This is a genomic window from Amycolatopsis sp. NPDC031561, from assembly GCF_055580625.1.
In genome coordinates this window covers 86,472-110,065 of the sequence record NZ_JBVILA010000008.1, presented here as the reverse complement: position 1 = coordinate 110,065, position 23,594 = coordinate 86,472, and the positions used below count along the sequence as shown (strand labels likewise).

23 protein-coding genes are annotated in these 23,594 nt (G+C 67.6%); 11 read left to right on the top strand and 12 right to left on the bottom strand.

The genetic code is table 11. The features are described from left to right. Nucleotides 1–12: 12 nt before the first annotated feature. The 3 genes from ACZ5IK_RS18925 to dnaE form a co-directional block, all read right to left on the bottom strand. Nucleotides 13–600 (bottom strand): short chain dehydrogenase, encoded by a 588-nt coding sequence (locus ACZ5IK_RS18925; RefSeq protein ID WP_465488830.1) that lies wholly within the window; start codon nt 598–600, stop codon nt 13–15. Between the two features lie 14 nt (nt 601–614). Then, nucleotides 615–1,379 carry an aminotransferase class IV family protein gene (locus tag ACZ5IK_RS18920; RefSeq protein ID WP_465488829.1) on the bottom strand — a complete coding sequence of 255 codons (765 nt, stop codon included), beginning with the start codon at nt 1,377–1,379 and terminating at the stop codon, nt 615–617. A gap of 83 nt (nt 1,380–1,462) precedes the next feature. Continuing rightward, entirely contained in the window at nt 1,463–4,975 is a 3,513-nt protein-coding gene (gene dnaE, locus ACZ5IK_RS18915; protein WP_465488828.1) for a DNA polymerase III subunit alpha, read from the bottom strand. Nucleotides 4,976–5,095: 120 nt separating this feature from the next. On the opposite strand from dnaE, the gene ACZ5IK_RS18910 reads away from it, so the two are divergent. From ACZ5IK_RS18910 to ACZ5IK_RS18885, 6 genes are all read left to right on the top strand, one after another. Beyond that, nucleotides 5,096–6,043 (top strand): LysR family transcriptional regulator, encoded by a 948-nt coding sequence (locus tag ACZ5IK_RS18910; protein WP_465488827.1) that lies wholly within the window; start codon nt 5,096–5,098, stop codon nt 6,041–6,043. An 88-nt stretch (nt 6,044–6,131) separates the two neighbouring features. After that, entirely contained in the window at nt 6,132–6,563 is a 432-nt protein-coding gene (locus ACZ5IK_RS18905) for an ester cyclase (RefSeq protein ID WP_465488826.1), read from the top strand. Next, on the top strand, nt 6,560–7,036 hold the full coding sequence (locus ACZ5IK_RS18900) for a DUF3237 domain-containing protein (protein ID WP_101610174.1): 477 nt from the start codon (nt 6,560–6,562) through the stop codon (nt 7,034–7,036). The genes ACZ5IK_RS18905 and ACZ5IK_RS18900 overlap by 4 nt, the downstream gene beginning before the upstream one ends. A gap of 66 nt (nt 7,037–7,102) precedes the next feature. Further along, complete coding sequence (locus tag ACZ5IK_RS18895) at nt 7,103–9,439, top strand: xanthine dehydrogenase family protein molybdopterin-binding subunit (RefSeq protein WP_465488825.1); 2,337 nt, start codon at nt 7,103–7,105, stop codon at nt 9,437–9,439. Then, nucleotides 9,436–10,287: an FAD binding domain-containing protein gene (locus tag ACZ5IK_RS18890; RefSeq protein ID WP_465488824.1), complete on the top strand. Its 852-nt coding sequence runs from the start codon at nt 9,436–9,438 to the stop codon at nt 10,285–10,287. Before ACZ5IK_RS18895 ends, ACZ5IK_RS18890 begins: the two co-directional genes overlap by 4 nt. Then, nucleotides 10,284–10,745: a (2Fe-2S)-binding protein gene (locus tag ACZ5IK_RS18885; RefSeq protein ID WP_465488823.1), complete on the top strand. Its 462-nt coding sequence runs from the start codon at nt 10,284–10,286 to the stop codon at nt 10,743–10,745. The genes ACZ5IK_RS18890 and ACZ5IK_RS18885 overlap by 4 nt, the downstream gene beginning before the upstream one ends. A gap of 5 nt (nt 10,746–10,750) precedes the next feature. Here ACZ5IK_RS18885 and ACZ5IK_RS18880 read toward each other — a convergent pair whose 3' ends face one another. After that, nucleotides 10,751–11,104, bottom strand: a complete 354-nt coding sequence (locus tag ACZ5IK_RS18880) for a hypothetical protein (protein WP_465488822.1) — start codon at nt 11,102–11,104, stop codon at nt 10,751–10,753. Between the two features lie 44 nt (nt 11,105–11,148). After that, nucleotides 11,149–12,108 (bottom strand): glycoside hydrolase family 25 protein, encoded by a 960-nt coding sequence (locus tag ACZ5IK_RS18875; protein ID WP_465488821.1) that lies wholly within the window; start codon nt 12,106–12,108, stop codon nt 11,149–11,151. Nucleotides 12,109–12,238: 130 nt separating this feature from the next. Between ACZ5IK_RS18875 and ACZ5IK_RS18870 the strand changes: the two genes are divergently transcribed. From ACZ5IK_RS18870 to ACZ5IK_RS18855, 4 genes are all read left to right on the top strand, one after another. Continuing rightward, on the top strand, nt 12,239–12,421 hold the full coding sequence (locus ACZ5IK_RS18870) for a hypothetical protein (protein ID WP_101610178.1): 183 nt from the start codon (nt 12,239–12,241) through the stop codon (nt 12,419–12,421). Nucleotides 12,422–12,621: 200 nt separating this feature from the next. After that, entirely contained in the window at nt 12,622–13,167 is a 546-nt protein-coding gene (locus ACZ5IK_RS18865) for a hypothetical protein (RefSeq protein WP_465488820.1), read from the top strand. A gap of 27 nt (nt 13,168–13,194) precedes the next feature. Further along, nucleotides 13,195–13,668: a thioredoxin-dependent thiol peroxidase gene (gene bcp, locus ACZ5IK_RS18860; protein ID WP_465488819.1), complete on the top strand. Its 474-nt coding sequence runs from the start codon at nt 13,195–13,197 to the stop codon at nt 13,666–13,668. A 10-nt stretch (nt 13,669–13,678) separates the two neighbouring features. Continuing rightward, on the top strand, nt 13,679–16,870 hold the full coding sequence (locus ACZ5IK_RS18855) for an NACHT domain-containing protein (RefSeq protein WP_465488818.1): 3,192 nt from the start codon (nt 13,679–13,681) through the stop codon (nt 16,868–16,870). 161 nt (nt 16,871–17,031) lie between these two features. Here the strand turns inward: ACZ5IK_RS18855 and rdgB are convergent, their stop codons facing one another. The 5 genes from rdgB to ACZ5IK_RS18830 are packed head-to-tail and all read right to left on the bottom strand — an operon-like array spanning nt 17,032 to nt 20,709. Then, nucleotides 17,032–17,637: an RdgB/HAM1 family non-canonical purine NTP pyrophosphatase gene (gene rdgB / locus ACZ5IK_RS18850; RefSeq protein ID WP_465488817.1), complete on the bottom strand. Its 606-nt coding sequence runs from the start codon at nt 17,635–17,637 to the stop codon at nt 17,032–17,034. Beyond that, nucleotides 17,634–18,410 (bottom strand): ribonuclease PH, encoded by a 777-nt coding sequence (gene rph / locus ACZ5IK_RS18845; RefSeq protein WP_101613467.1) that lies wholly within the window; start codon nt 18,408–18,410, stop codon nt 17,634–17,636. Before rph ends, rdgB begins: the two co-directional genes overlap by 4 nt. Before the next feature lie 23 nt (nt 18,411–18,433). After that, nucleotides 18,434–19,201, bottom strand: coding sequence for an MBL fold metallo-hydrolase (locus ACZ5IK_RS18840; RefSeq protein ID WP_465488816.1), 768 nt, complete (start codon nt 19,199–19,201; stop codon nt 18,434–18,436). Between the two features lie 30 nt (nt 19,202–19,231). Further along, nucleotides 19,232–20,038, bottom strand: coding sequence for a glutamate racemase (gene murI, locus ACZ5IK_RS18835; protein ID WP_093937632.1), 807 nt, complete (start codon nt 20,036–20,038; stop codon nt 19,232–19,234). Beyond that, a complete protein-coding gene (locus ACZ5IK_RS18830) occupies nt 20,035–20,709 on the bottom strand; it encodes a rhomboid family intramembrane serine protease (RefSeq protein ID WP_465488985.1) in 675 nt (224 codons plus the stop codon). Before ACZ5IK_RS18830 ends, murI begins: the two co-directional genes overlap by 4 nt. 91 nt (nt 20,710–20,800) lie before the next feature. Here ACZ5IK_RS18830 and ACZ5IK_RS18825 point away from each other — a divergent pair, with 91 nt between their 5' ends. Further along, nucleotides 20,801–21,673: an arylamine N-acetyltransferase family protein gene (locus ACZ5IK_RS18825; RefSeq protein ID WP_465488815.1), complete on the top strand. Its 873-nt coding sequence runs from the start codon at nt 20,801–20,803 to the stop codon at nt 21,671–21,673. On the opposite strand, the gene ACZ5IK_RS18820 is transcribed toward ACZ5IK_RS18825, so the two are convergent. Both ACZ5IK_RS18820 and ACZ5IK_RS18815 read right to left on the bottom strand, forming a co-directional pair. Continuing rightward, on the bottom strand, nt 21,634–22,347 hold the full coding sequence (locus tag ACZ5IK_RS18820; RefSeq protein ID WP_465488984.1) for an aspartate/glutamate racemase family protein: 714 nt from the start codon (nt 22,345–22,347) through the stop codon (nt 21,634–21,636). The genes ACZ5IK_RS18825 and ACZ5IK_RS18820 overlap by 40 nt on opposite strands. A 295-nt stretch (nt 22,348–22,642) precedes the next feature. Continuing rightward, complete coding sequence (locus ACZ5IK_RS18815; RefSeq protein ID WP_410666275.1) at nt 22,643–23,593, bottom strand: PLP-dependent cysteine synthase family protein; 951 nt, start codon at nt 23,591–23,593, stop codon at nt 22,643–22,645. Nucleotide 23,594: the final 1 nt, after the last annotated feature.

The following is a 23,594-nucleotide window of genomic DNA, read 5'->3' as shown; positions in this document are numbered from 1 at the left end:
CACGGTGTCCACTTACGGGGTCAACGTCCTCCCGGTGAGGCTCGCGGTCTCCACGGCCTCGACGTAACTGCGCGCGACCTCCGCCGCCGGGGTGCCACCCTCCGGCTCGCCGAGCGCGGCGAGCGTTTCGCTCACCCAGCCGGGGCTGACGGCGTTGACACGGAGGCCGCGCGGCAGTTCGCGCGCCGCGGCGGCGACGAACGCTTCGAGGCCGGTGTTGGTCAGGACACCGAACGCGCTGCCGCGCAACGTCTCCGGGATCCGTCCCGCGGTCAGCGTCACGGAACCGCCGTCCGGCAGGTGCGGGATCGCGTGCCGCACCAGGAACACCTGGCCGAGCAGTTTTCCCTGCAGCCCTTGGACGAACTCTTCGTCGGTGCCGCCGTCGACGGGGACGAGCGAGCCGCTCCCCGCGCAGCACACGACGTGCTCGATCCCCGGTTCGGCGGCGAACACCGCGTCGAGGGTGCCCGGCCGTTCGACGTCCACTTCGACTTCACCGGAGCGGGACGCGGCGAGCACGGTGTGCCCGCGTGTGGCGAGGGCTTCGGAGACCGCGGCCCCGATCGTTCCGGTGGCACCGACCACGAGGATCTTCATCGGCGTTCTTCCTTTCAAGGTCGGGTGAAGGGTTCTGTTTCGTACGCCCGGCGCAGCGATGCGACGAACGACGGCGCCGCCGGCAACGGCATCTCGCCGATCCGATGCACCGCGATCCCCGGCGTCCACGAGTTCATGACCACCGCGCCCGCCAGGTCCGGCAGATCGGCGACGGTGACCTCCTGGACCCGCTGCGGCACTTCCAGTCGCCGTCGCAGGATGTCCATCGTGGTGCCCCGCAGCAGACCGGCGTCGGGCCACACCACCGTATCGCCGTCCCAGAACGCCAGGTTCCAGATCGTCGCCTCGCTGAGCCTGCCCTGGCGGTCCGCGAACGCGGCGTCGTCGAACCCTTGGGCCACGGCCTGACGCCGGAAGTGCGTCTTCGCCGTCTCACCGGTGTGCTTGATCGACGGCAGAAAGCGTTCGTGCTCGACGACTGTCAGCTTCAGCGGGCCTTCGGGGCCGGACGCCGGAGGCCGGGTACGAACGAGGACTTCGAGATCGCCTGGCAGGTGGATCGTCACGGTCAGGGAGACGTCGGCGGGGCCCGACTCCAGCGCCGTCCGCAGGTGCGAGCGGATCCTGTCGTCGGGCACCGCATTGCCGAACAGCTCCAGGGACGCGGTCCTCAGCCGGTCCAGGTGCAGGTCGAGACCGCGGACCAGGCCGTCGCGCACCTGCATGGCCGTGAAGTGGGCGAAGCCCGCGAAGGCGAGAGGCGCCAGCTCCTCGGCGGTCGCCGTCCGCCCATCCCGCTGCACTACGAAGGCACTCATGCCACCCACCGTAATCGCGTTTCGTTCTCTGGTTGCGGTAGTTGCCCGGGCAACTACCGCAACCAGAGGACGAAACGCGGGAGTCACGCGCGGACGGTCGTGATGCCGGGAATGGACTTCAGCTCGCCGAGCAGCATCGCGCTGACCGCGACCGGATAGTCGTCGAGCGCGTACGACTTCCCGGCGAGATCCACCCGGACCGGGGTTTCCCCCTTGTGCGCCAGCAAGGCCTGCTTCAGTTCCAGGACCGCGTCCTCGGTCAGCTTCTCGGCGATCGCGTGCAGGGTGAGGGGCGGCTCCTCGTCACCCGCCGCGGAAAGGTCGAGCGGCATCAGCCCGCCACCGAACACGGACATCTTGTCTTCCCGCCAGTTCACCCGGCCGCAGACGCGGACGGCGTTGTCCTCGGCCAGATCCGCCACGAACAACGCGTAGGCCTTGGGAAGGAACAGCACTTCGAGCGCGGCGTCCAGATCTTCGATCGTGCAGATCGCCCACGGCTCGCCCTTCTTGTTCACCCGCCGCTCCAAGGAGGTGACGATCCCGGCGACGACGAGATCCCCTTCCCTGGGCGGATTGTCGAGGATCGCCGCGATCGGGCGCGGCGCGTGTTTGCGCAGAAGGCGTTCCGCCCCGTCGAGCGGATGCGCGGAGACGTACAGACCGAGCATCTCCCTTTCGTGCGCGAGAAGTTCCTTGCGCGGCCACTCTTGGACACCGAACCTGAGGTGAGCGAGCGGCGAGGTGTCCTCTTGGCTCTCCTCGCCCGAACCGAAAAGATCGAACTGGCCCATCGCCTGCTTGCGTTTCAACGGCACCACGGCGTCCACCGCCTCCTCGTGCACCCGCAGGATCGAGAGCCGCGTGTGCCCGAGCGAGTCGAACGCGCCCGCCTTGGCCAGGGATTCGATGACCCGTTTGTTGCAGGCCACCAGTTCCGACTTGCCGAGGAAGTCGGTGAACGAGGCGTACTTCCCCTTTTCCCTTCGCGTCGCGATGATCGAGTCGACGACGTTCGCGCCGACGTTGCGCACCGCGCCCAGCCCGAACCGGATCGCGTCTCCCACCGCCGAGAACCGGAGTCCCGATTCGTTGACGTCCGGCGGCAGCACCTTGATCCCCAGCCGACGGCATTCCGAGAGGTAGACCGCCGACTTGTCCTTGTTGTCCCCCACCGAAGTCAGCAGGCCCGCCATGTACTCCGCCGGGTAGTTCGCCTTCAGGTACGCGGTCCAATAGCCGACCAGCCCGTAACCGGCGGCATGGGACTTGTTGAACGCGTAACCGGCGAACGGGAGGATCGCGTCCCACAGCGCCTGCACGGCTTCGAGGGAGAACCCGTTGGCGACCATGCCGTCCCGGAAACCCTCGAACTCCCTTTCCAGTACCTCTTTCTTCTTCTTGCCCATCGCCTTGCGCAGCACGTCGGCGCGGCCCATGGAGTAGCCGGCGACGTCACGCGCGATCCGCATGATCTGTTCCTGGTACACGATCAGGCCATGGGTCTCGGCCAGGATCTCGCGCAGCGGCCCGGCCAGCTCGGGGTGGATCGACTCGATCGGCTGCCTGCCGTTCTTGCGGTCCGCGTAGTTGTTGTGCGTGTTCATCGCGATGGGGCCGGGCCGGTACAGCGCGTTCACCGCGATGATGTCGCCGAAGCCGGTCGGCCCCATGCGGCGCAGCAGATCCCGCATCGCGCCGCCGTCGAGCTGGAAGACGCCGAGGCTGTCGCCGCGGGCGAGCAGTTCATACGTCGCCGGATCCTCGACACCGAGCGTGTCGAGGTCGATCTCCTCGCCGCGGTTGTCCTTGATGTTGTCCAGCGCGTCGCCGATGACGGTGAGGTTGCGCAGGCCGAGGAAGTCCATCTTCAGCAGGCCGATGGCCTCGCACGACGGATAGTCCCAGCCGGTGATGACCGCACCGTCATCCCGCCGCCACAACGGGATCGCGTCGAGCAGCGGTTCACTCGACATGATGACGGCGCAGGCGTGCACACCGGCGTTGCGGATCAGCCCTTCGAGCCCGCGGGCGGTCTCGAAGATCTTCGACGCCTCGCCGTCGCCTTCCAGCAGCGCGCGGACTTCCGCCGCCTCGGCGTAACGTTCGTGATCCGGCTCGACGATCCCGGCGAGCGGGATGTCCTTCGCCGCGACCGGCGGCGGAAGTGCCTTGGAGATCCGGTCCGCGATCGCGTACCCGCTCTGTCCATGGTGGACGCGGGCGGAGTCCTTGATGGCCGCTTTGGTCTTGATGGTGCCGAAGGTGATCACCTGCGCGACATGTTCGGCGCCGTACTTGACGGTGGCATAACGGATCATCTCGCCGCGGCGCCGGTCGTCGAAGTCCATGTCGATGTCCGGCATGGAGACCCGTTCGGGGTTGAGAAACCGCTCGAAGAGCAGTCCGAGGTCGATCGGGTCCAGGTTGGTGATGCCGAGCGCGTACGCGACGAGCGAACCCGCCGCCGAGCCGCGGCCGGGCCCGACCCGGATGCCGACCTCGCGGGCGTGCCTCATCAGGTCGGCGGTGATCAGGAAGTACGCAGGGAAGCCCTTTTCGGCGATCACGCCGATCTCGAAGTCGGCACGGGCGACGTAGGCGTCAGGAACGCCGTCCGGCAACCGCCACCGCAGCCCATCGGCGACCTCTTTGCGCAGCCAGGATCCTTCGTCGTGTCCTTCGGGAACCTCGAAGACCGGCATGCGGTCGAGGTGGCGATAGACGTCGTCGTAGGACTCGATCCGCTCGGCGATGAGGAGGGTGGAATCCGCCGCGCCCGGGACTTCGGCGTCCCAATACCGGCGCATCTCCTCCGCGGACTTGAGGTAGTAGCCGTCGCCGTCGAACTTGAACCGGCCGGGATCGTCGAGGGTCTTGCCGGACTGGACGCACAGCAGCGCGGAGTGCGCGGCCGCCTGATCCTGGGTGACGTAGTGCGAATCGTTGGTGGCCAACGGTTTCAGGTCGAGACGGCGTCCGATGTCCAGCAAGCCGTCCCGCACCGATCGCTCGATGGGGAGACCGTGGTCCATCAGTTCCAGGAAGAAGTCGTCCGCGCCGAAGATGTCGCGGTAGTCCGAAGCCGCCTGGATGGCCTCGTCCGGCTGGCCGAGCCGGAGCCTGGTCTGCACCTCGCCGGACGGGCAGCCGGTGGTGGCGATGATGCCTTCGTGGTGCCGGGCGAGGAGTTCGCGGTCCATCCGGGGTTTGCGGTAGTAGCCCTCCAGACTGGCCAAGGAGGACAGGCGGAACAGGTTCCGCAGCCCGGTCGCGTTCTCCGCGAGCATGGTCATATGCGTGTAGGCACCGCCGCCGGAGACGTCGCCGCCGTCGCCGCGCCGTCCCCAGAACACCGGTTTCCGATGGAAACGCGACTCGGGCGCGAGGTATGCCTCGATGCCGATCACCGGCTTGAGCCCGGCCAGGACGGACTGCCGGTAGAACTCGTCGGCGCCGTACATGTTGCCGTGGTCGGTCATCCCCACCGCGGGCATGCCGAGCCGCTGGGCCTCGGCGAACAGCGGCGCGATCTTGGCCGCGCCGTCGAGCATCGAATATTCGGTATGAACGTGCAGGTGCACGAAGGAGTCCACCGGCCACTCCCCACGGTTGTACGATTCCGGTCCGACGCGGCGATTGGACCCAAGACACACAGGCGCTGTCCAACAAGCGACACGCGGCGAGCGACAACCAGAAGTTGTAAGGAGCACACAGTGGAGCTGGACCTGGGCGCGGTCCGCGCGTTCGTCGCGGTGGCCGAGGACCGGTACTTCGGCGAGGCGGCGATCCGGCTGGAGGTGAGTCAGCAGGCGATCTCCAAACGGGTCGCGAAACTCGAGGCGGACCTCGGCGTGCGGCTGCTGTCGCGAACACGCGGAGGCGCCGAGCCGACCGAGGACGGCGAGGAGTTCCTCAAGCACGCTCGCGCGCTGATCAGCCTCGCGGACCAGGCCGTCGAGCGACTGCACGGCAGGCGCCGCCCCCTGCGCGTCGACGTCCTCGGCACGCGGCTGGCGACCATGGAGGTGATCCGGGCGTTCCACGCCGAGCACGACGACGAACTGGAGCTCGTCACGCCGGGACTGGGTGCGGTGCGCCGGTCGATGCTGCCCGAGACGGTGGATGCCGCCTTCGCCCGCGTCCACACCGTGAAGGACCCCGCGATCGGCCGCACGCCCGCTTATCTGGAACCGGCGAACCTGCTGGTCGGGCGGCGGCATCCGCTCGCACGGCGGCGCCGGGTCGCGATGGCGGACCTCGCCGGCCTCACGGCCTGGATGCCGTACAACGCGCGGGCCAGCGAATGGGCGGAGTTCTGGCAGGAACTGTGCCCGGCGTTCGGCGTCCTCGTCGACACCGACGGCCCGAACTTCGGCCTGGAGCACCACATCGAGGTGCTCAGCGAGTCGAAGGACCGTCTGGGTTTCGTCGGCGCGAAGATGCACGTGCCCTGGCATCCGGACGTCGTCCAGATCCCGCTGGTCGACCCGACTCCGGTGTACCCGTTCTCGCTGCTGTGGCGGCACGAGAACCGGCACCCGACGCTGCCGCTGCTGATCGAGCACGTCCGGTCCGGCTACCGGCCCTTCGACGCCGATCGGCAATGGCTCCCGATGGCGGACCGGGCGGCGATGAGCCTCGTGAGTGGTGAGGACGGTTAGAACCGTCCTCACCACTCACGAGACCCAAGCACCCTTGCCTAACTATACGAACGGTCGTACGTTTAGTTCCGACCCACTGGAGGGACCCGTGACGTACGCGCTCGTCCAAGCCTTGGCACTCGCCAAGAGCAGGCAGGACATCCCCGCGGCACTCGACCTGCTGCACCCCGACATGCTCCTCGAAACCCCGGCCTTCGGGACCACGGCGAAAGGCCGTGCCGAGAACGAGAAGGCGCTCAAGCGCTTCTTCGCCGCCTTCCCCGACTACGACGTCACCCTCGACGGCCACGCGAGCGACGGCACGACACTCGCCTGCTGGGGCACCGCCCGGATGACGATGACCGGCGACCGGTTCGGCGTCGTCCCCAGCGGCGATCGCGCCGAACTGCCCGTGTTCATCCGGTTCACGTTCGCCGACGGCCTCATCGCGTCCGAACGGTTCTTCTTCGACCTCTCGGCGCTCTGCGCCCAATCGGGCGTCTCGACCGACGCCGTCCGGCGGAAGGTGTTCGGCTCATGACCACGCGCGTGAAGGACGTCGGCGAACTCCGCACGGAGCCGCTCTTCGACATCGTCATCGATCTGCACCCTCCGCTGAACATCGGCGGCGGCCGAGTGCTCTTCGGCGCCGCGGGCGGCACGTTCGAGGGCCCGGAGCTGCGCGGCGAGGTCCTGCCGACCGGCGGCGACTGGGCGACGTTCCGCCCCGGCGGCACGATGGCGCTCGACGTCCGGCTGACCCTGCGCACCCACGACGACGCGCTGCTGCACATGACCTACCACGGCCGCTGGCGGATCCCCGCCGAACTCCGCGCCGAGCTCGCCGATCCCGCGACCCGCCATCTGGTCGACCCGGCCCGGTACTACTTCCGGACGACTCCGTACTTCGAGACCGGCTCCGAGCGCTACGCGTGGCTGAACGACGTCGTGTGCGCGGGTTCGGGCTACCCGGTCGAAGGCGGGATCGCCTACCGAGTCGCGAAGATCCTCTGACTCCGGGCCCCGCCGTGACCCGTGTGCACGATGCGCGAAGCACCATCGGTGCGGAAAAGTGAACGCATGGGCGAGGGGCTGATCGGCGCGAAGGTGACCCGGCAGGAGGACGTCCGCCTGCTCACCGGCCGGGCGCAGTACATCGACGACGTCCGATTGCCGGGGACGCTCGAGGCCGCGATCCTCCGCAGCCCTCATCCGCACGCGCGGATCCTGCGCGTCGACACCACGGCCGCGAACGCCCATCCCGGCGTGTTCGCCGTGATCACCGGCGAAGACGTGGTGTCGAGCACGAAGACACCACAGCCGGTGATCTGGTCGAACCTGCCGGACATGCGGGTGCCCGAGAACCACGCGCTGGCCGTCGGCAAGGTGCGGTATCCCGGCCAGGGCGTCGCGGCCGTCGCGGCGAAGGACCGGGCGACCGCGGAAGACGCGCTGGAACTGATCGAGGTCGAATACGAGGAACTCCCGGCCGTCAGCACGCTCGAACAGGCGCTGGCGGACGACGCGCCGAAGCTCTACGAAGACTGGCCGAACAATGTCGCCGGCACCGGAACCATCCCGATGGGTGACGTGAGCACCGCGTTCGCCGAGGCCGACGTCGTGCTCACCGAGTCGTTCCGCTTCGCGCGCCAGATGGGCACGCCGATCGAAACCCGCGGCGTGGTGGCGACCTGGGACCCGTTCACCGACCGGCTCGATGTCTGGCTCGCGACGCAGGCACCCAATCTCGCGCGCGAACTGTTCGGCGAGATCTTCGGGCTCTCGCTGGACCGGATCCGCGTGCGCACTCCCGACGTCGGCGGCGGCTTCGGCAACAAGTTCGACTTCTACGCCGAGGAGGTCGTCGCGGCGATCCTGTCTCGGCGTACCGGGAAACCGGTCAAGCTCATCGAGGACCGGGCGGAAAGCTTCGTCGCCAACGCGCACTCGCGCGAACAGAAGATCGACGTCGAACTCGCGGCCAAGGACGACGGCACGATCACCGGCCTGCGCGCCACGGTGTACGGCGTCCTCGGTGGCGTGCTCGGGACCGTCGGCCCCAGCCCGTGCTGGACGACGACGGCGCTGCTCACCGGGCCGTACGCCATCCCGAACGTGGAACTGAGCCTGGTCGCGGTGATGACGAACCGGTCGCCGTACGGATCGTTCCGCGGTTACGGGCTGCCGAAAGCGAACTTCGTGCACGAACACCTCGTGGAGCAGCTGGCGAAACGTCTCGGCATGGACGCGCACGCGGTGCGGCGCAAGAACTTCATCCCGCCGGAGGCGTTTCCGTACCAGAGTCCGGTGTTCGTCTACGACAGCGGCCGCTACGAAGACTGCCTGGATCTCTGTTTGAAGGCCGTCGCGGAGGCGGGCTGGGCGAAGCGCCGCGGAAACGGTGTCGGCATCGGCTATTCGTTCCACAACGAACTGACCGGGTTCGGGCCGAGCCGGATCATCAACCTCTCCGGTCTGGGGCATTCCGGCTTCGACGAGGAAGTCGTGCGGGTCGACTCGACCGGGCACGTGACCGTCCACACCGGACTGTCCGCGATCGGCCAGGGCATCCACACGACGCTGGCGCAGGTGGCCGCGCATACGCTCGGCGTCCCGCTCGACCACGTCACCGTCCTTTCCGGGGACACCGACAGCTGCCCGTACACCGGCTACGGCACGGCGGCGAGCCGCGGGGCGGCCGTCGGCGGCGCGGCCGTGCTGAACGCGTCGACCCGGCTGCGGGCGAAAATCCTGCGGGTGGCGGGCCACATACTGGAAGTCTCCCCCGACGATCTGTCCCTTGAGGACGGTGTCGTTTCGGTGAAGGGCGTGCCGGGCAAGGAGGTCACGCTGGCCGCGATCGGCGATGCCGCGTACCGGCGGCTGAACGGCGTCTGGCCGGAAGACGAGACGCCGACGCTGGAAGAGCGCGAGGTCTACGACCCGGTCAACGTCGCGACCTCGTTCGGCTGCACCGCCGTCCTCGCCGAGGTCGACCGGGAAACCGGTGTGGTGACGCTGCTGGACTACCTGATCGCGCACGACTGCGGCACCGTGATCAACCCGATGATCGTGGACGGGCAACTGCACGGCGGCGCGGCACAGGCGATCGGCGGCGCGCTGTACGAGGAGCTGGTCTACGGCGCCGACGGACGACTGGAGACCACGTCGTTCACCGGGTACCTGCTGCCGACCGCGACCGAGATCCCGCCGTTCTCCGTCTCCCATATGGCGACGCCCGCCGAACACGTTCCGGGCGGGTTCAAGGGGATGGGGGAAGCGGGTGTGATCGGCGGTGGCGCGGCGATCGCGCACGCCGTCGGAGACGCGCTGCGCGAGTACGGCGTCGACATCACGTCGCTGCCCATCACGCCGCCACGACTGCTGGCCGCGATCAAGCGAGGAGCACACCGGTGAAGGCCGCTCCGTTCGAGTACCTCCGGGCCGCTTCGCTCGACGAGGCCATCGAGGCGCTTGCGGGCACACCGGACGCGCGGGTGCTGGCGGGCGGGCAGAGCCTCGTGCCGTTGCTGAACCTGCGTCAGGTACGGCCCACCCTGGTGGTCGACATCAACCGTGTCGACGAGCTTTCCTTCCTGCGCAAGGAGAACGGACAGCTCGAGATCGGCGCTCTCACCCGTCACAGGGTCCTCGAGACGTCCGAAACCGTCCGGTCCGAAGTCCCGCTGCTCGCCGAGGCGATCGGCTATGTGGGACACCCGGCGATCCGGAACCGGGGCACCCTCGGCGGCAGCCTCGCGCACGCCGACCCCGCCGCGGAACTGCCCGCGGTGATGGTCGCGCTCGACGCCGGATTCACCGCGCACGGGCCGGAAGGCGAGCGGGTGATCGCCGCGCGGGACTTCTTCCTCGGCCCGCATCGAACGGCGTTGGGTCCCGGCGAACTGCTGACCCGGATTTCGGTGCCGTCGCACCGGGGCGGCTGCGCTGTCGAGCAACTGAGCCGTCGGAGCCGGGATCTCGCGCTGGTCGCCGTCTTCGCCACCGTGACGCTGTCCGGCGACGTCTGCGAAACCGCGCGGATCGCCATCTCGGGCGCGGGCCCCACGCCGATCCGGGCCACCGCCGCCGAAGAAGCGCTCACCGGCCGCGCCCTGACGGACGACGTGATCGCCCTTGCCGCGGAACTCGCCGCCGCGGCGACGGATCCGCCCGACGACCTCCACGCCCCCGCGGGCTACCGGCGCGAGATGGCCGCGGTCCTCACCCGGCGGGCGATCACGCGAGCGAAGGAGGGCGCATGATCACGGTCAGCCTCACGGTGAACGGACGGACCTACCGCGCCGACTGCGAACCGCGGCGGACGCTGGCCGACTTCCTGCGCCACGACCTGGGCTTCACCGGGGTGCACGTCGGCTGCGAACACGGCGTCTGCGGCTCGTGCACGATCACCCTCGACGGCGCGAGCGCGCGATCGTGCTGCCTGCTGGCGGTCCAGGTGGACGGCGCGGAGATCGTCACCGTCGAGGGACTGGCCGAGAACGGCGAACTGCATCCGCTGCAGGAATCGTTCCGGAAGCACCACGGGCTGCAGTGCGGTTTTTGCACGTCCGGGATGCTGGCGACGGCGGTGGAGCTGCTGAAGGAGAACCCGGACCCGACGGATGCCGAGATCCGGCAGGGGATCTCGGGGAACCTGTGCCGGTGCACGGGTTACCAGTTCATCGTGGACGCCATCCGGGACGCGGCCAAAGGTCCGTGAAGGCGTCACCACTGCTCGTCGATGCGCCGGAGGTACGCCTGGAATTCCGGGGTGAGCCGAGCGGGGAGCGCGAGCAGGACACCTTCGAGCATTTCCCTCGCCTCCAGGGGATCGCCGCAGCACTCCCAGACGCCGCAACCCTTGCTGTCGACCCGAAGCCGCCGGTACGGGTCAGCGGTGACTTCTTGCCAGAGGCGCAATGCGGTCCGGGTCGCACCGGCTCCGAGGTAATTGCGGGTGCGTTCAAGGCGGGAGATCTCGGCTGCGAGCGCCGGCGAAAAGTCCCGCCGGTCGTGAAATTCGGCCGGGCGCCGGAGTCGCAGCCCCTGCCGGACCCGCGCGGGTGCTCTACGTGCCACCACTCAAAAATACGTGAAGGCCTCCTTCACGGACCTTCGAGCCGTCAGCCGACGATGTCGATCTCGAACTCCACGTTCGAGCTGTACTCGTAGTCGACCCAGACGGCGCCCGGCAGGGCGTACCGCCGGTGCGACACCGTCTTCGGGTTGAATCCGGGCGCCTGCAAGGGATTCCCGCCGACACCGACCTTGTCGCTGCCCCAGGCGAAGATGTTGCCCTGCCAGACGGGCGAGTCGGTGGTGCCGTCGCCGTCGATCCGCGGGCGGACGATGATCGCGGCCGTCTCGCTGCCGGAGAGCAGCAGCCGCACGGACGTGGTGGCCGGGCTGGCCGGAATGGTCCTGCGTTCCATGAGTTCTGTCGTCGCCTTCCGTTTCGGGGCGGCGCCGCCGCCGGTCAAGTGGGCGTTCGTGTAGGACTCGTTGAGGTCGACACTGCTCGCGCGGATGCCGGGGACCTGACCGGCGTCCGAGTACTGGTGCACGTCGTAGCGGCCGGCGGCGGCGTCGGGTTTGGCGCCGTAGCGCGCGATCCAGATCACCAGGTCCGACACGCCGAACTGGTCGGGACGCAGCATCTTGGCGAGCGAATTGTTCATATAGATACCTGGCCGGAACCCGTGCCCCGCCACACGATTGCAGAACCTGATCGAGAAGTCGCGCTTGCGGCCGTCGGGGATGTTCGGTGCCCCGGAACCCGGCGGATTGTCTTCGAGGTCGAGCATCGGAACACAGCCTGTCGCGCCGAGTTTCCGGACCTCGGCGATGAACAGGTCGGCTTGCGCTTCCGGCGAAGGACTCGCCTGAGCGAAGTGGTAGCCGCCCACCGGAATCCCCACGGATCTCGCTCCGGCCACGAGCGCCCCGCCGGTGTGGCGGCCGCCGTTCGGCAGGCCACCGCCATCGGTGAGCTTGACGAAGACGAACGTCACGCCATGGTTCTTGACGGCCTGCCAGTTAGTAACGGATTGGAAGCGGCTGTAGATATCGATTCCCAGCGCCATCTTTACAGCCTGACGGGTGAACCTGTTGGACAAAAGGGCCTAGTGGGCGATTACTCGTACGTCCGATTCGCCCTTTTGGGCGGCCCCTCCCTGGCTGACTCCGATCACCCGTGCCCGTACTGTGACGGCCATGGCGTCTCGAAGCCCCTTTCGCTGGATGACCCGGTGGGTGGACTGGTTCGAAGAGCGCGGCGTCTACGTCCCGGGCGAGGAGAGCCGCGCGGTCGACCCGATGCGCGATTTCGGCTGGCTGATCGTGGCGTGGGTGTCCGGTCTGGCGATCTTCATCCTGTTCTTCGCCTTCGCCGTTTGACCCCTCCAGGTGTGCCACCGAGGTGACGACTGTCACTAGCCGTACCCTTCCGATCACGGATCGGCCACGGCTGTACACCAGGTGCGCTTCAACCCGGCCGTGCCGCTCCTCTCAGCTGAAGAAGCCAGTCACTCTGGACTCTTCGGCACTAATGACTACCTCGAACGGCCCACCCGCACCGCCGACTGGAGTAACCGCACATGGCGCCCCCGCGCACCCCGAAGTTCTTGATCGCCGCCTGTGCGCTGACGCTGGCGGCCGCGTGCGGGGTCCCGGCACCGGAAAAGGGGGCGGCCGTGCTCGGCGCGGACGCCCCGGCGCAAGGGCTGGCCGCGACGCACGCTGAAGGCGACCTCGCGTTCGGCGCCCCGCACCGGTTCGCGAGCGGGGTCACGATCTCCGTGTCCGCGCCGAAGGTTTTCCGGCCCAGCGCGTCGGCGTACCCGCAGAGCCCGCGCGCGGTGGCCTTCGGCATCGAAGTGACGAACGCGGGCGACGGGACCTACCGGCTTTCCGGCCTGTCCGTGACCGGTGAGGTCGACGGCGAACGCTCGTCGGTCAAACAGGTCGTCGACGCGGTGCAGGGCTACAACGGCATCGCGGACGCGGGCAAGGACGTGGCGCCCGGCCGGTCGGTCCACCTGAACCTGGCGTTCGCCGTTCCGGACAAGCCGGTGAAACTGCGCCTGCAGGTGCGGCCGAGCCCCTCGGAACCCGTCGCCGCGAAGTACTGCGGAAAGGTCTGACGCCGCCGATTCGCTACCGTGTGCGTCATGACCGAGCAGCGACTCTCCCCCGGCGACAAAGCGCCCGACTTCACCCTCCCCGACAGCGAGGGCAACGACGTCAAGCTCAGCGACTTCCGCGGCAAGTCGGTCGTCGTGTACTTCTACCCGAGCGCTGGCACGCCGGGCTGCACGAAGCAGGCCTGCGACTTCCGGGACAGCCTCGCGCAGCTCAACGACGCCGGTTACCAGGTGCTCGGGATCTCGCCGGACAAGCCCGCGAAGCTCGCGAAGTTCGTCGAGGCGGAGGGGCTGACCTTCCCGCTGCTCTCCGACACGGAGAAGACCGCCCTCAAGGCGTACAGCGCCTTCGGCGAGAAGAAGAACTACGGCAAGGTCTACGAAGGCGTCATCCGCTCGACGTTCGTCGTCGACGCGGACGGCAAGATCGCGGTGGCGCAGTACAACGTGCGCGCTACCGGTCACGTCGCGAAGCTTCTCCGGGACCTCTCGCTGGCGTAATCTCCTGACGATGACGGGGCTGGAGGGACCCGCCCTCAAATTGGGCGGCACCATCGCCACACACGCGGCGAAGTCGTGGCTACAACGGCGACGAAAGAAGACCGAACGCGAGTCGAGTCTGGCCGAACTGGCGGCTGATGAGCTCAAGGGACCGCTCGAGAAACGCAAGCTCGAGAACCTGGTGGAGAATATCGGCCTTCAGGTGGCCGAAGAGTTGAAGCCGGTTCTCGCTGCACGGTTCTCGACGCTGCCCGGAAACGAGATCGCCGCGGCGTTCCTTGCCGTAGAAGACACGCTTGGCAAGGTCGATCTCTCCGATAGAGCCCTTCTAGCGGACGACGCCGATCCGGAACAGCTGGCTCGGCGCGTCCGCGAACAGTTCCCTGGGCGCTCAGCCCTGCTGGCCGAGCGGACGGCGGATCTGTACGAGTTTGCTCTGGATCAGGCGTGCCGTCACCTGGTGATGGTGGTGCGGCATCTGCCGTCCTTCCAGCCGACGACGCTCGCCGAGGTGCTCAAACGACTGAGCCAACAATCGGCTCAGTTCGAGGAAATTCTCACGAGGGTCCCCAAGACCAGCCTCGCTGCCCCTACCGGTACCAACCACGACGCCGAGTTCCAAGCAGAATACCTGAGACTGATCGCCCGCAAACTGGACAAACTCGAACTGCTCGGACTGACCATGGACGACCAGCCGACGTTGCCCCTGACGGTCGCCTACCTCAGTCTTTCCGTCTCATCGGAGCGCACACGCAGGAGCAACCACCATCCGACGGAATGGTTCGAGAAACATCCAGGCCACCGCACGGGAGCAACCATGCGGATCGAAGACGCGATCGGCGATTCTCTCCGGACACTCGTCCGCGGCGAGGCAGGTTCGGGAAAGACCACCCTCCTCAACTGGCTCGCGGTCAAAGCCGCGACAGGTGGTTTCAGCGGAAAACTCTCCCAATGGAACGGATTCGTGCCATTCGTGATCCGGCTACGGAGATTTACGACCGGCGAACTGCCGAACGCCGACCAGTTCGTCCAGTGCTCAGCACCCACCTTGGCCGGACGCGCACCCACCAACTGGGCGGACCGCGTACTGCTCACCGGCCGGGCGATCGTCCTCGTGGATGGTGTCGACGAAGTCGACGCGGCACGCCGCCGGAAAGTCAAAGAATGGCTACAGGAACTCGGACTGACTTACCCCGACGCACGTTTCGTCGTCACCTCACGAGCGGCCGCGGCCGACCAGGGCTGGCTCTCACAAGAAGAGTTCGGTTCGGTGCTCTTGGAGTCGATGAGCGTCAACGACATCCACGCGTTGGTGGGCCGCTGGCATAATGCTGCGGTTTCGGTTCGCCCGGAAGAGGATCTCGACTCCGCGCAGCGGCGGCTGCTGAATCAGTTCACGAACCGACCGCAATTACGGACACTGGCGTCCAGCCCTTTGCTATGCGCGATGCTCTGCGCTCTGAATCTGGCGCACCGATCCGAACTGCCGCGCGACCGGATGGACCTATATCGCAAGGCACTGTCGATGCTGCTGCACATGCGTGATGCCGAACGCGGCATCACAGTGCTGCTGAACGAGCAGCAAAAACAGATTCTGCTCGGCCATCTCGCGTGGCGGCTCACCTCAGGCGGCAAGGTCGAACTGCCGAAAGACGAGGTGCTCGAGCACGTCGCCTACCGTTTGAAGTGGATTCCGCACGTCGACCACAGCCCGCAGGAAGTGCTGAACCACCTCCTCGAACGCAGTGGAGTACTGCGAGAGCCGGTGAGCGGCCGGGTCGATTTCGTCCACCGCACGTTCCAAGAGTTCCTTGCGGCCTACGAGGCCACCGATGCGAGCTACATCGACATGATGGTCTCCCAGGCACATCGTGACACCTGGCGGGAAACCATAGTCATGGCGTGTGGGCACGCGAAGCGCCACCAGACCAACAAGCTACTGAACGGCATCCTCGTTCGCGCCGGTGCGGAACCGCGCTACAGCCGGCGATTGCGGCTGCTCGCGGCGGCATGCCTGGAGACCGTTAGCAACGTCGATCCCAAAGTCATCTCCCGGGTCGAACGGGTCATCCGGGAACATCTCGTGCCGCCACGTGACCTTCGTGAGACCCGCTCTCTCGCATCGGTCGGAGTCCGACTCTTGCACTATCTTCCCGAAAACCTTGACGGATTGAGTGATTCCGCAGCCTCCGCGACGGTCCGGGCGACCGCCCTCACCGCGGGGAACGACGCTCTGCCACTGCTTCGAAACTACGCACAGGACAGTCGGCGGAAGGTTCAGGAACAGCTCTGTGAGGCTTGGCAATACTTCGATCCGGAACGCTTCGCCAAGGAGGTTCTCGCCGATTCGCCTCTTCGGGGAGGAAGGCTCGAAGCTCACGCGAGCAGGCTGGTCCCACAGGCTAAATTACTTCGCAACCTTACCGACTTCCGGATCGATCTACCTCTCTCGGAAAGGCACACGGACCTCTCCCTACTCTCCGGCGTGCCCTGTTTACGGGAAGTGGACATCTGTTTCGACAATGACGCGGTCGTGGATCTGGCCCACCTGGCCGACCATCCAGATCTGGAGAAGGTCCACCTTCTCTTCGCCAGGAGGTACACGAGTCTGAAAACATTGAGAACTCTTGAAAAACTCGCAAATTTGACAATTTTCCGATACACGCCGTGGCGAGGCCTCGACGCAATCAGCCGCTTGGATCAGGTGACGCATATGTCGCTCGATCAACTGCAGTCTATCAACAACCTCAACGCCATCGCATCATTGTCGTCTTTGGAAAGCCTGAGCATTTGGGAATGCCCCTCGCGGACGTTGAAGGCGACGCGGCCGATGCCCGACATCGGCCGCCTGACCTGTCACAGCGAGGAAGCAATGGGGGTTTCCTCCCGAAACCTCGCCACAACCTTTCCTGACATGAGACACCTCACGGCCTCTTCTGTTGACATGACAGATCTCAAGCCACTGGCAGACCTGCCATTGAAGTCCCTTTATCTGTCATTCTGTCAACTGGGCGATCTTCGCCCACTCGCTTCGCACTCCACCCTGGAAATACTCTGGATAGGCGGCACACGGACGCCCGTGGACGTCAGTCCGTTGGCGGATCTGGAGATGACCTTGATGCTGCGGCGCTCATCCCGGGTGACGGGGCTCGAGACTCTCGGGCCCGGCGTGAAAGTGATCACTTCGTCGAACCGGTCGTGAATGGCGATTCAGGTATGGAGCATACCGGTATTTTCCTACCGACGTTTGCCCAGTCCCGGCTGGTGATTCGATGACTGTTTCCGGAATTGACGACGCAGGAATTGAGGCGTTCAGCACCCGCCTCCTGCATCGTCACCGAGTCGTGTCGGGATCCGACCACCTCAAGAGGCCAGCTTCCGCAGTTCCCCCACCAACGCCCGCAACGCCAGTCCGCGATGCGACGCACTGTCCTTTTCAGATGGTTCCAGCTCGGCCGATGACCGCGTCTCACCTTCGGGCACGAAGATCGGGTCGTAACCGAATCCGTTGGTACCACGGCGTTCCCGGATCAACGTGCCACGCCATTCCCCACGCACCACGGTCTCGTCGCCCCCGGGGACGACCAGCGCCGCCGCGCAGACGAACCCCGCGCCCCTGCGCTCGTCGGGGGTGTCGGACAGTTGAGCCAGCACGAGGTTCAGGTTCGCCTCGTCGTCGCCGTGCTTGCCCGACCAGCGTGCCGAGAGCACACCCGGCATGCCGTTGAGCGCGTCGATGGCGATGCCGGAGTCGTCGGCGATCGCGGGGAGGCCGGTCGCGGCGGCCGCGTCCTGCGCCTTCGCAAGCGCGTTGCCTTCGAAGTCCGGGGCGGTTTCGGGCGCCTCGGGGAACTCGGGGACGTCAGCGAGGCCGATGACCTCGACGCCCTCGATCCCTTCCGCCACCAGGATGCGCCGGAGTTCGCCGAGCTTCTTCGCGTTGCGGGTGGCCAAAAGCAGCTTGGTCACTTCGCACCCTTCTTCTTGTCCGGCCGCGGCTCGGGCAGTTCGCCGGGGTACGGCAGCGCGAGCGCCTCGGTCTGCAGGCGGGTCAGCTCCTCGCAGCCCGCGAGCGCCATGTCCAGCATGGTGTCCAAAGTGGACCGCGCGAAGGTGGCCCCCTCACCGGTGCCCTGCACCTCGATCATGGTGCCCGCGTCGGTGGCGACGACGTTCATGTCGACCTCCGCACGCGAGTCCTCCTCGTAGGGCAGGTCGAGGCGCACGCGACCGTCGACGACGCCCACGCTCACCGCGGCCACCGAGGACGAAAGCGGCTGCGGGTCGGCGAGGCGGCCCGCGGCGCCGAGCCAGGTGACGGCGTCGGCGAGCGCGACGTAGCCACCGGTCACCGCGGCCGTGCGGGTGCCGCCGTCGGCCTGGATGACGTCGCAGTCGATGACGATCGTGTTCTCCCCCAGCGCCGCCAGGTCGATGCAGGCGCGCAGGGACCGGCCGATCAGCCGGGAGATCTCGTGCGTGCGGCCGCCGACGCGGCCCTTGATGGATTCGCGGTCGCTGCGGGTGTTGGTCGCCGACGGCAGCATCGCGTACTCGGCGGTGACCCAGCCGAGGCCGGAACCGGCCCGCCAGCGGGGGACGCCTTCGGTGACGCTCGCCGCGCACAGCACCCGGGTGTCGCCGAATTCGATCATCACCGAACCCGCGGGCCACCTCTGGAAGCCACGGGTGATCTTGATGTCGCGAAGCTGGTCGTCGTTCCTGCCGTCTTTTCTCGCCACGGCCGTCACTCTAGAACCCCGCGTCAGATGTCGTAGACGGCGCCCTGCTCGACCAGCTCGGCGGCGGGGAACGCGACGGCCGCCTCGGCGAGGACGGCCTCACGGTCGGTCCAGGGCGCGACGTGGGTGAGCAGCAGCCGTCCCACCCCCGCCTTGCGCCCCAGTTCACCCGCTTCCTTGCCGGACAGGTGGACACCGGCGGGCCGGTCGGGCGAGTCGGTCCAGGACGCTTCGGACAGCAGGACGTCGACGCCGGCGGCCAGATCGGTCAAGGTGTCGCAGACGCCGGTGTCCCCGGTGTAGGCGAGCGTCTTGCCGCCGTGCGCGAACCTCAGCCCGAACGCCGGGGTCGGGTGGTCGACCGGGACCGCGGTGACCTCGAACGGCCCGATCCGCATGGGCTCGGCCCGCAGGGCGTCGAAGGCGAAGACGTCGGACAGATCGGTGATCGCCCGCTCCTCCTCGTTCGCCGCGTAGGCGAGGGCGAGCCGCTCGTGCACGTCCGACGGTCCGTACACCGGCAGCCTGCGCGGCCTCTCCGGATACGGCAGCGCGGGGTGATAGCGCCGCAGCACGGTGAGGGCGCTGACGTCGGCGCAGTGATCGGGGTGGAGATGCGAAAGGATCAGTGCGTCCAGGTCGAACGGGTCGCGCAAGGCCTGCAGCCTGGCGAGCGTCCCGTTGCCGAGTTCGAGCCCCAGGACGAACCCGTCCGCCTCGATCAGATAGCCGGACGCGGCGGCGTTGGGCCCGGGGATGCTGCCTGAGCAGCCGAGGATCGTGAGACGCACTGTGACACCTTAAGCACGGAATCGGCGATTTTACGCACTGGTGGGAGCCAGCACACCCGGAGCGAAACCCATGAACCGCTGAGCGAGCCTGGTGAACGGCTCGGCGGATCCGGTGGCGACGAACTCGTGCCGCGGCGGGGTGTCGCGCTCGGCGAGGAGATCGTCCTCGGTGAGTACGCGCACGAGGTCACGCGCGGTCTCTTCGGCGCTGGACACCAGCGTGACGTCCTGACCCATGACGATCTGCAGCACCCCGGACAGCAACGGGTAGTGCGTGCAGCCCATGACGAGTGTGTCGACCTGTGCGTCCAGCAGTGGTTCCAGATAACCCTGTGCGAGTCCGAGCACCTGGCGCCCGGTGGTGATCCCGCGTTCGACGAAGTCCACGAACCGCGGGCACGCGACGCTGGTGATCTCGACGTCCTGAGCGGCGTTGAAGGCGTCGTCGTAGGCGCGGGACCGGACGGTGCCCTCGGTGCCGATCACGCCGATCCGGCCGGAACGCGTCGCCGAGACAGCCCGACGTGCGGCAGGGAGGACGACCTCGACCACGGGGACGTCGTAGCGCTCCCTCGCGTCACGCAGACAAGCGGCGGAGGCGGTGTTGCAGGCGATGACCAGCGCCTTCACCCCGCCCTCGACGATGTCGTCCAAGGCCTCGAGCGCGTACTGGCGCGCCGTCGCGATGGGGAGCGGACCGTACGGGTTGCGGGCGGTGTCGCCGACGTAGCGCAACTGCTCACCGGGCAGCTGCTCCAGGATCGCCCTGGCGACGGTGAGCCCGCCCACTCCGGAATCGAAGACGCCGATCGGGGCGTCGGCGCTCGGCTTGGTCACCCGGCGAGGTTACCGGCACCGCCGGGAGTCCCCTTTGAAGAGGCCTGCCTGGCTCGGGTCTTGTCCATCCGCGCCACCACCCAGGCCGCGAAGACGCCGGACAGCGCACCGAACAGGTGGCCCTGCCACGAGACGTTCGGATCACCCGGCAGCAGTCCCCAGAGCATTCCGCTCCAGATGCCCAGCAGCAGCACGGCGACCAGGATCTGCCCGACCGCACGGTTGAAGATGCCCCTGACCAGCAGGAAAGCGAGCCATCCGAAGGCGACGCCGGAAGCTCCCACGGTCACCGTGCCACTCGGCGCGATCAGCCAGACGCCGAGACCCGACAGCACCCAGATGATCGCTGTCACCAGCACCCACCGGCCGATGCCCGCGGCCATCGAGAGGAAGGCGAACACCAGCACCGGGACGGTGTTGGAGAACAGGTGCCCCCAGCCCGAATGCAGCAACGGCGCCCAGAGCACGCCATCGAGCCCGGAGACGTCACGGGCGAGGATGCCGCCCTGGTCGAGGTCGGCGGGCAGCACGACGTCGACCAGCTCGACCAGGTAGAGCAGCACGGTGAAGGCCAGCGCCACGATCACGGCGGCCTTCGGGTTCGGCGGCAGGACGCGTTTGGCCGGATCAGTACCGGACGACTCGCTCGCCGGGACCGGCTGGGAAGGCAAAGTGGTCACCTCCCCAGGCTACGACGGGGATCGGCGAGATCGCCTCCGTGAGAACCCTGAATTGTCGGTAGGGGGCGCTACGGTCGCTCGCATGGGGATCCCTTCTTCCGAGCACGTCGACGTGCCGGTCTACCTCGCGCGACTCGGCCTCGAGCACGAGCCGCCGGGCCTCGACGCGCTCTTCCGGCTGCACGCGGCCCATGTGGAACGGGTGCCGTACGAGGATTTCGAAGTCCAGCTGGGCCGGGTGACATCGCTGGATCCGGCGGTGTCGTTCGGCCGGATCGCCGCCGGTCGCGGCGGCTACTGCTATCACCTCAACGGCGCGTTCTCGGCCCTGTTGACGGCGCTCGGCTACCAGGTCACGCGGCATCCGGGTGGGGCGCAGATGCCGGGTGACCCGGCCGGGATCCACCTCAACCACCTGCCGCTGACGGTGTCCGGGCTGACGGAGACACCGGAAACGAACTGGTTCGTCGACGTGGGGCTCGGCGACGGCATCCACCAGCCGATCCCGCTGCTCGAAGGCGAGTACAAACAGGGGCCACTGGTTTTCGGCATGCGGGCCTCGGAGGTCACCCCCGGCGGCTGGCGGTTCGATCACGATCCGCAGGGCAGCTTCCTGGGAATGGACTTCGCGCCCGAGACGGCCGTGATGCCGGACTTCGCCGAGAAGCACGTCGAGCTGTCCACATCCGCGGATTCCGGCTTCGTCCGCACACTCGTGCTGCAACGCCGGGACGCCGATGGCGTGGACTCGCTGCGCGCGCTGACGTTGAGCCGTCTGCCGGGCGACAAGACGGTGCTGGAGTCACCGGCCGAGTGGTGGACGGCGATCGAGGACGTCTTCGGCGTGCCGCGTGCCGGATTCACCGGTGAAGAACAGGACAGGCTGTGGCGGCAAGCCTTCGCGCAGCACGAACGTCACTCGGCGGAGGGGAGCGAAATCTTGCCGAGCGCGTAGTCCACGGCCGCCTCGGCGTGCAACCTGGTGGTGGGGAACGTGGGCACCGGGCTGTCTCCGGGGCCGACGAGCAGTTCGATCTCGGTGCAGCCGTAGACGACGCCCTCCGCCCCCGCGTCGACGATCCGCGCGATGACCTCGCGGTACCGCTCGCGCGACTCATCGGTGACCACGCCGTGGACGAGTTCGTCGTAGATGACCCGGTGCACCGTCTCGCGATCGACTTCGTCCGGCACGAGCACGTCGAGCCCGTGCGCGGCGAGGCGTTCGCGGTAGAACGGCTGGGCCATGGTGAAACCGGTGCCCAGGAGCCCGACGCGCTCGAGGTTCGCGGCTTTGATCGCGGTGGCCGTGGTGTCCGCGAGATGCAGCAGCGGAATGCCGAGGCCGTCGGTGAGCTGGTCAGCGACCTTGTGCATCGTGTTGGTGCACAAGACGACGAAGTCAGCTCCGGCGGCTTCGAGGCCGCGCGCGGCTCGGTTCAGTTCCCGGCCGGCGTCATCCCAGCGGCCCTCGGCCTGCATCGCTTCGATTTCGGCGAAGTCCACGGAGTAGAGCACGGTGCGCGCGGAGTGGTACCCGCCGCGCAGCTCACGGACGCGCTCGTTGACCAGCCGGTAGTACTCGGCCGACGATTCCCAGCTCATCCCGCCCAGCAACCCGATGACCTTCATGCCCGCCATCGTGCCAGCGTGACCCGGGGGTGTGCGGATGACGCTAGCGAGCGCCCCGACTGCTCGACCGGACTGGCGTGGCGACCTCGGTTCGCATGTCCCCAATGTCGCATTGGGGACGCTGAGCGTCTCAAATGCGACATTGGGGACCCCTCAACCGAGGTCGCCCATCGCAGGTCAGCTCTGATCGAAGCGCCACTCGCAACGACAGCGCACGGCCACACAAATGTCATGAAAGGGGCTTTCAGGACGAAAAACGTCCTGAACGACCCTTTCATGACATCCGGAACCGGGATCAGGCCCAGAGCTGCCCGTCGAGCCTCTCGGCGGCTTCGTCGAGCGAACCGGAGTAAGCGCCCGTCGAGAGGTACTTCCACCCCGCGTCCGCGACCACGAAGGCCACGTCGGCGGGCTTCCCCGAAGCCGCGGCCTTCTCGGCGACGGCCAGCGCCGCGTGCAGCACGGCACCGGTCGAGATCCCCGCGAAGATGCCTTCGTGCTCCAGCAGCTCACGTGTCCGGCGAAGCGCGTCGTAGGCGCCCACGGAGAAGCGGCCGTTGAGCACGCTCGCGTCGTAGAGCTCCGGGACGAACCCCTCGTCGAGGTTCCGCAGGCCGTACACCAGCTCGCCGTAGCGCGGCTCGGCCGCGATGATCTGCACGTCCGGCTTCGCCTCGTGCAGGTAGCGCCCGACACCGACCAGGGTGCCGGTGGTGCCGAGGCCGCCGACGAAATGCGTCAGCGTCGGCAGGTCCTTGAGCAGTTCGGGCCCGGTGCCGCGGTAGTGCGCTTCGGCGTTGGCCGGGTTGCCGTACTGGTAGAGCATCACCCAGTCCGGGTTGGCCTCGGACAGTTCCTTCGCCCGGCGCACGGCCTCGTTGGACCCGCCGGCGGCCGGGGAGAAGACGATCCGCGCGCCGTACGCCTGCAGCAGTTGCTTGCGTTCGGTGGAGGTGTTCTCCGGCATGACGCACACCAGGCCGTAGCCCTTGAGCTTCGCGGCCATGGCGAGCGAAATCCCGGTGTTGCCCGACGTCGGCTCCAGGATCGTGGAGCCACGCCGGAGCTTGCCCTCACGCTCGGCGGCCTCGATCATCGCCAGCGCGGGGCGATCCTTGATCGAACCGGTCGGGTTGCGGTCCTCCAGCTTCGCCCACAACCGCACGTCGTGGGTGGGCGAAAGCCGGGGAAGGCCGACCAGCGGGGTACCGCCGAGCGTGTCGAGCAGCGACTCGAAGCGAGCCATG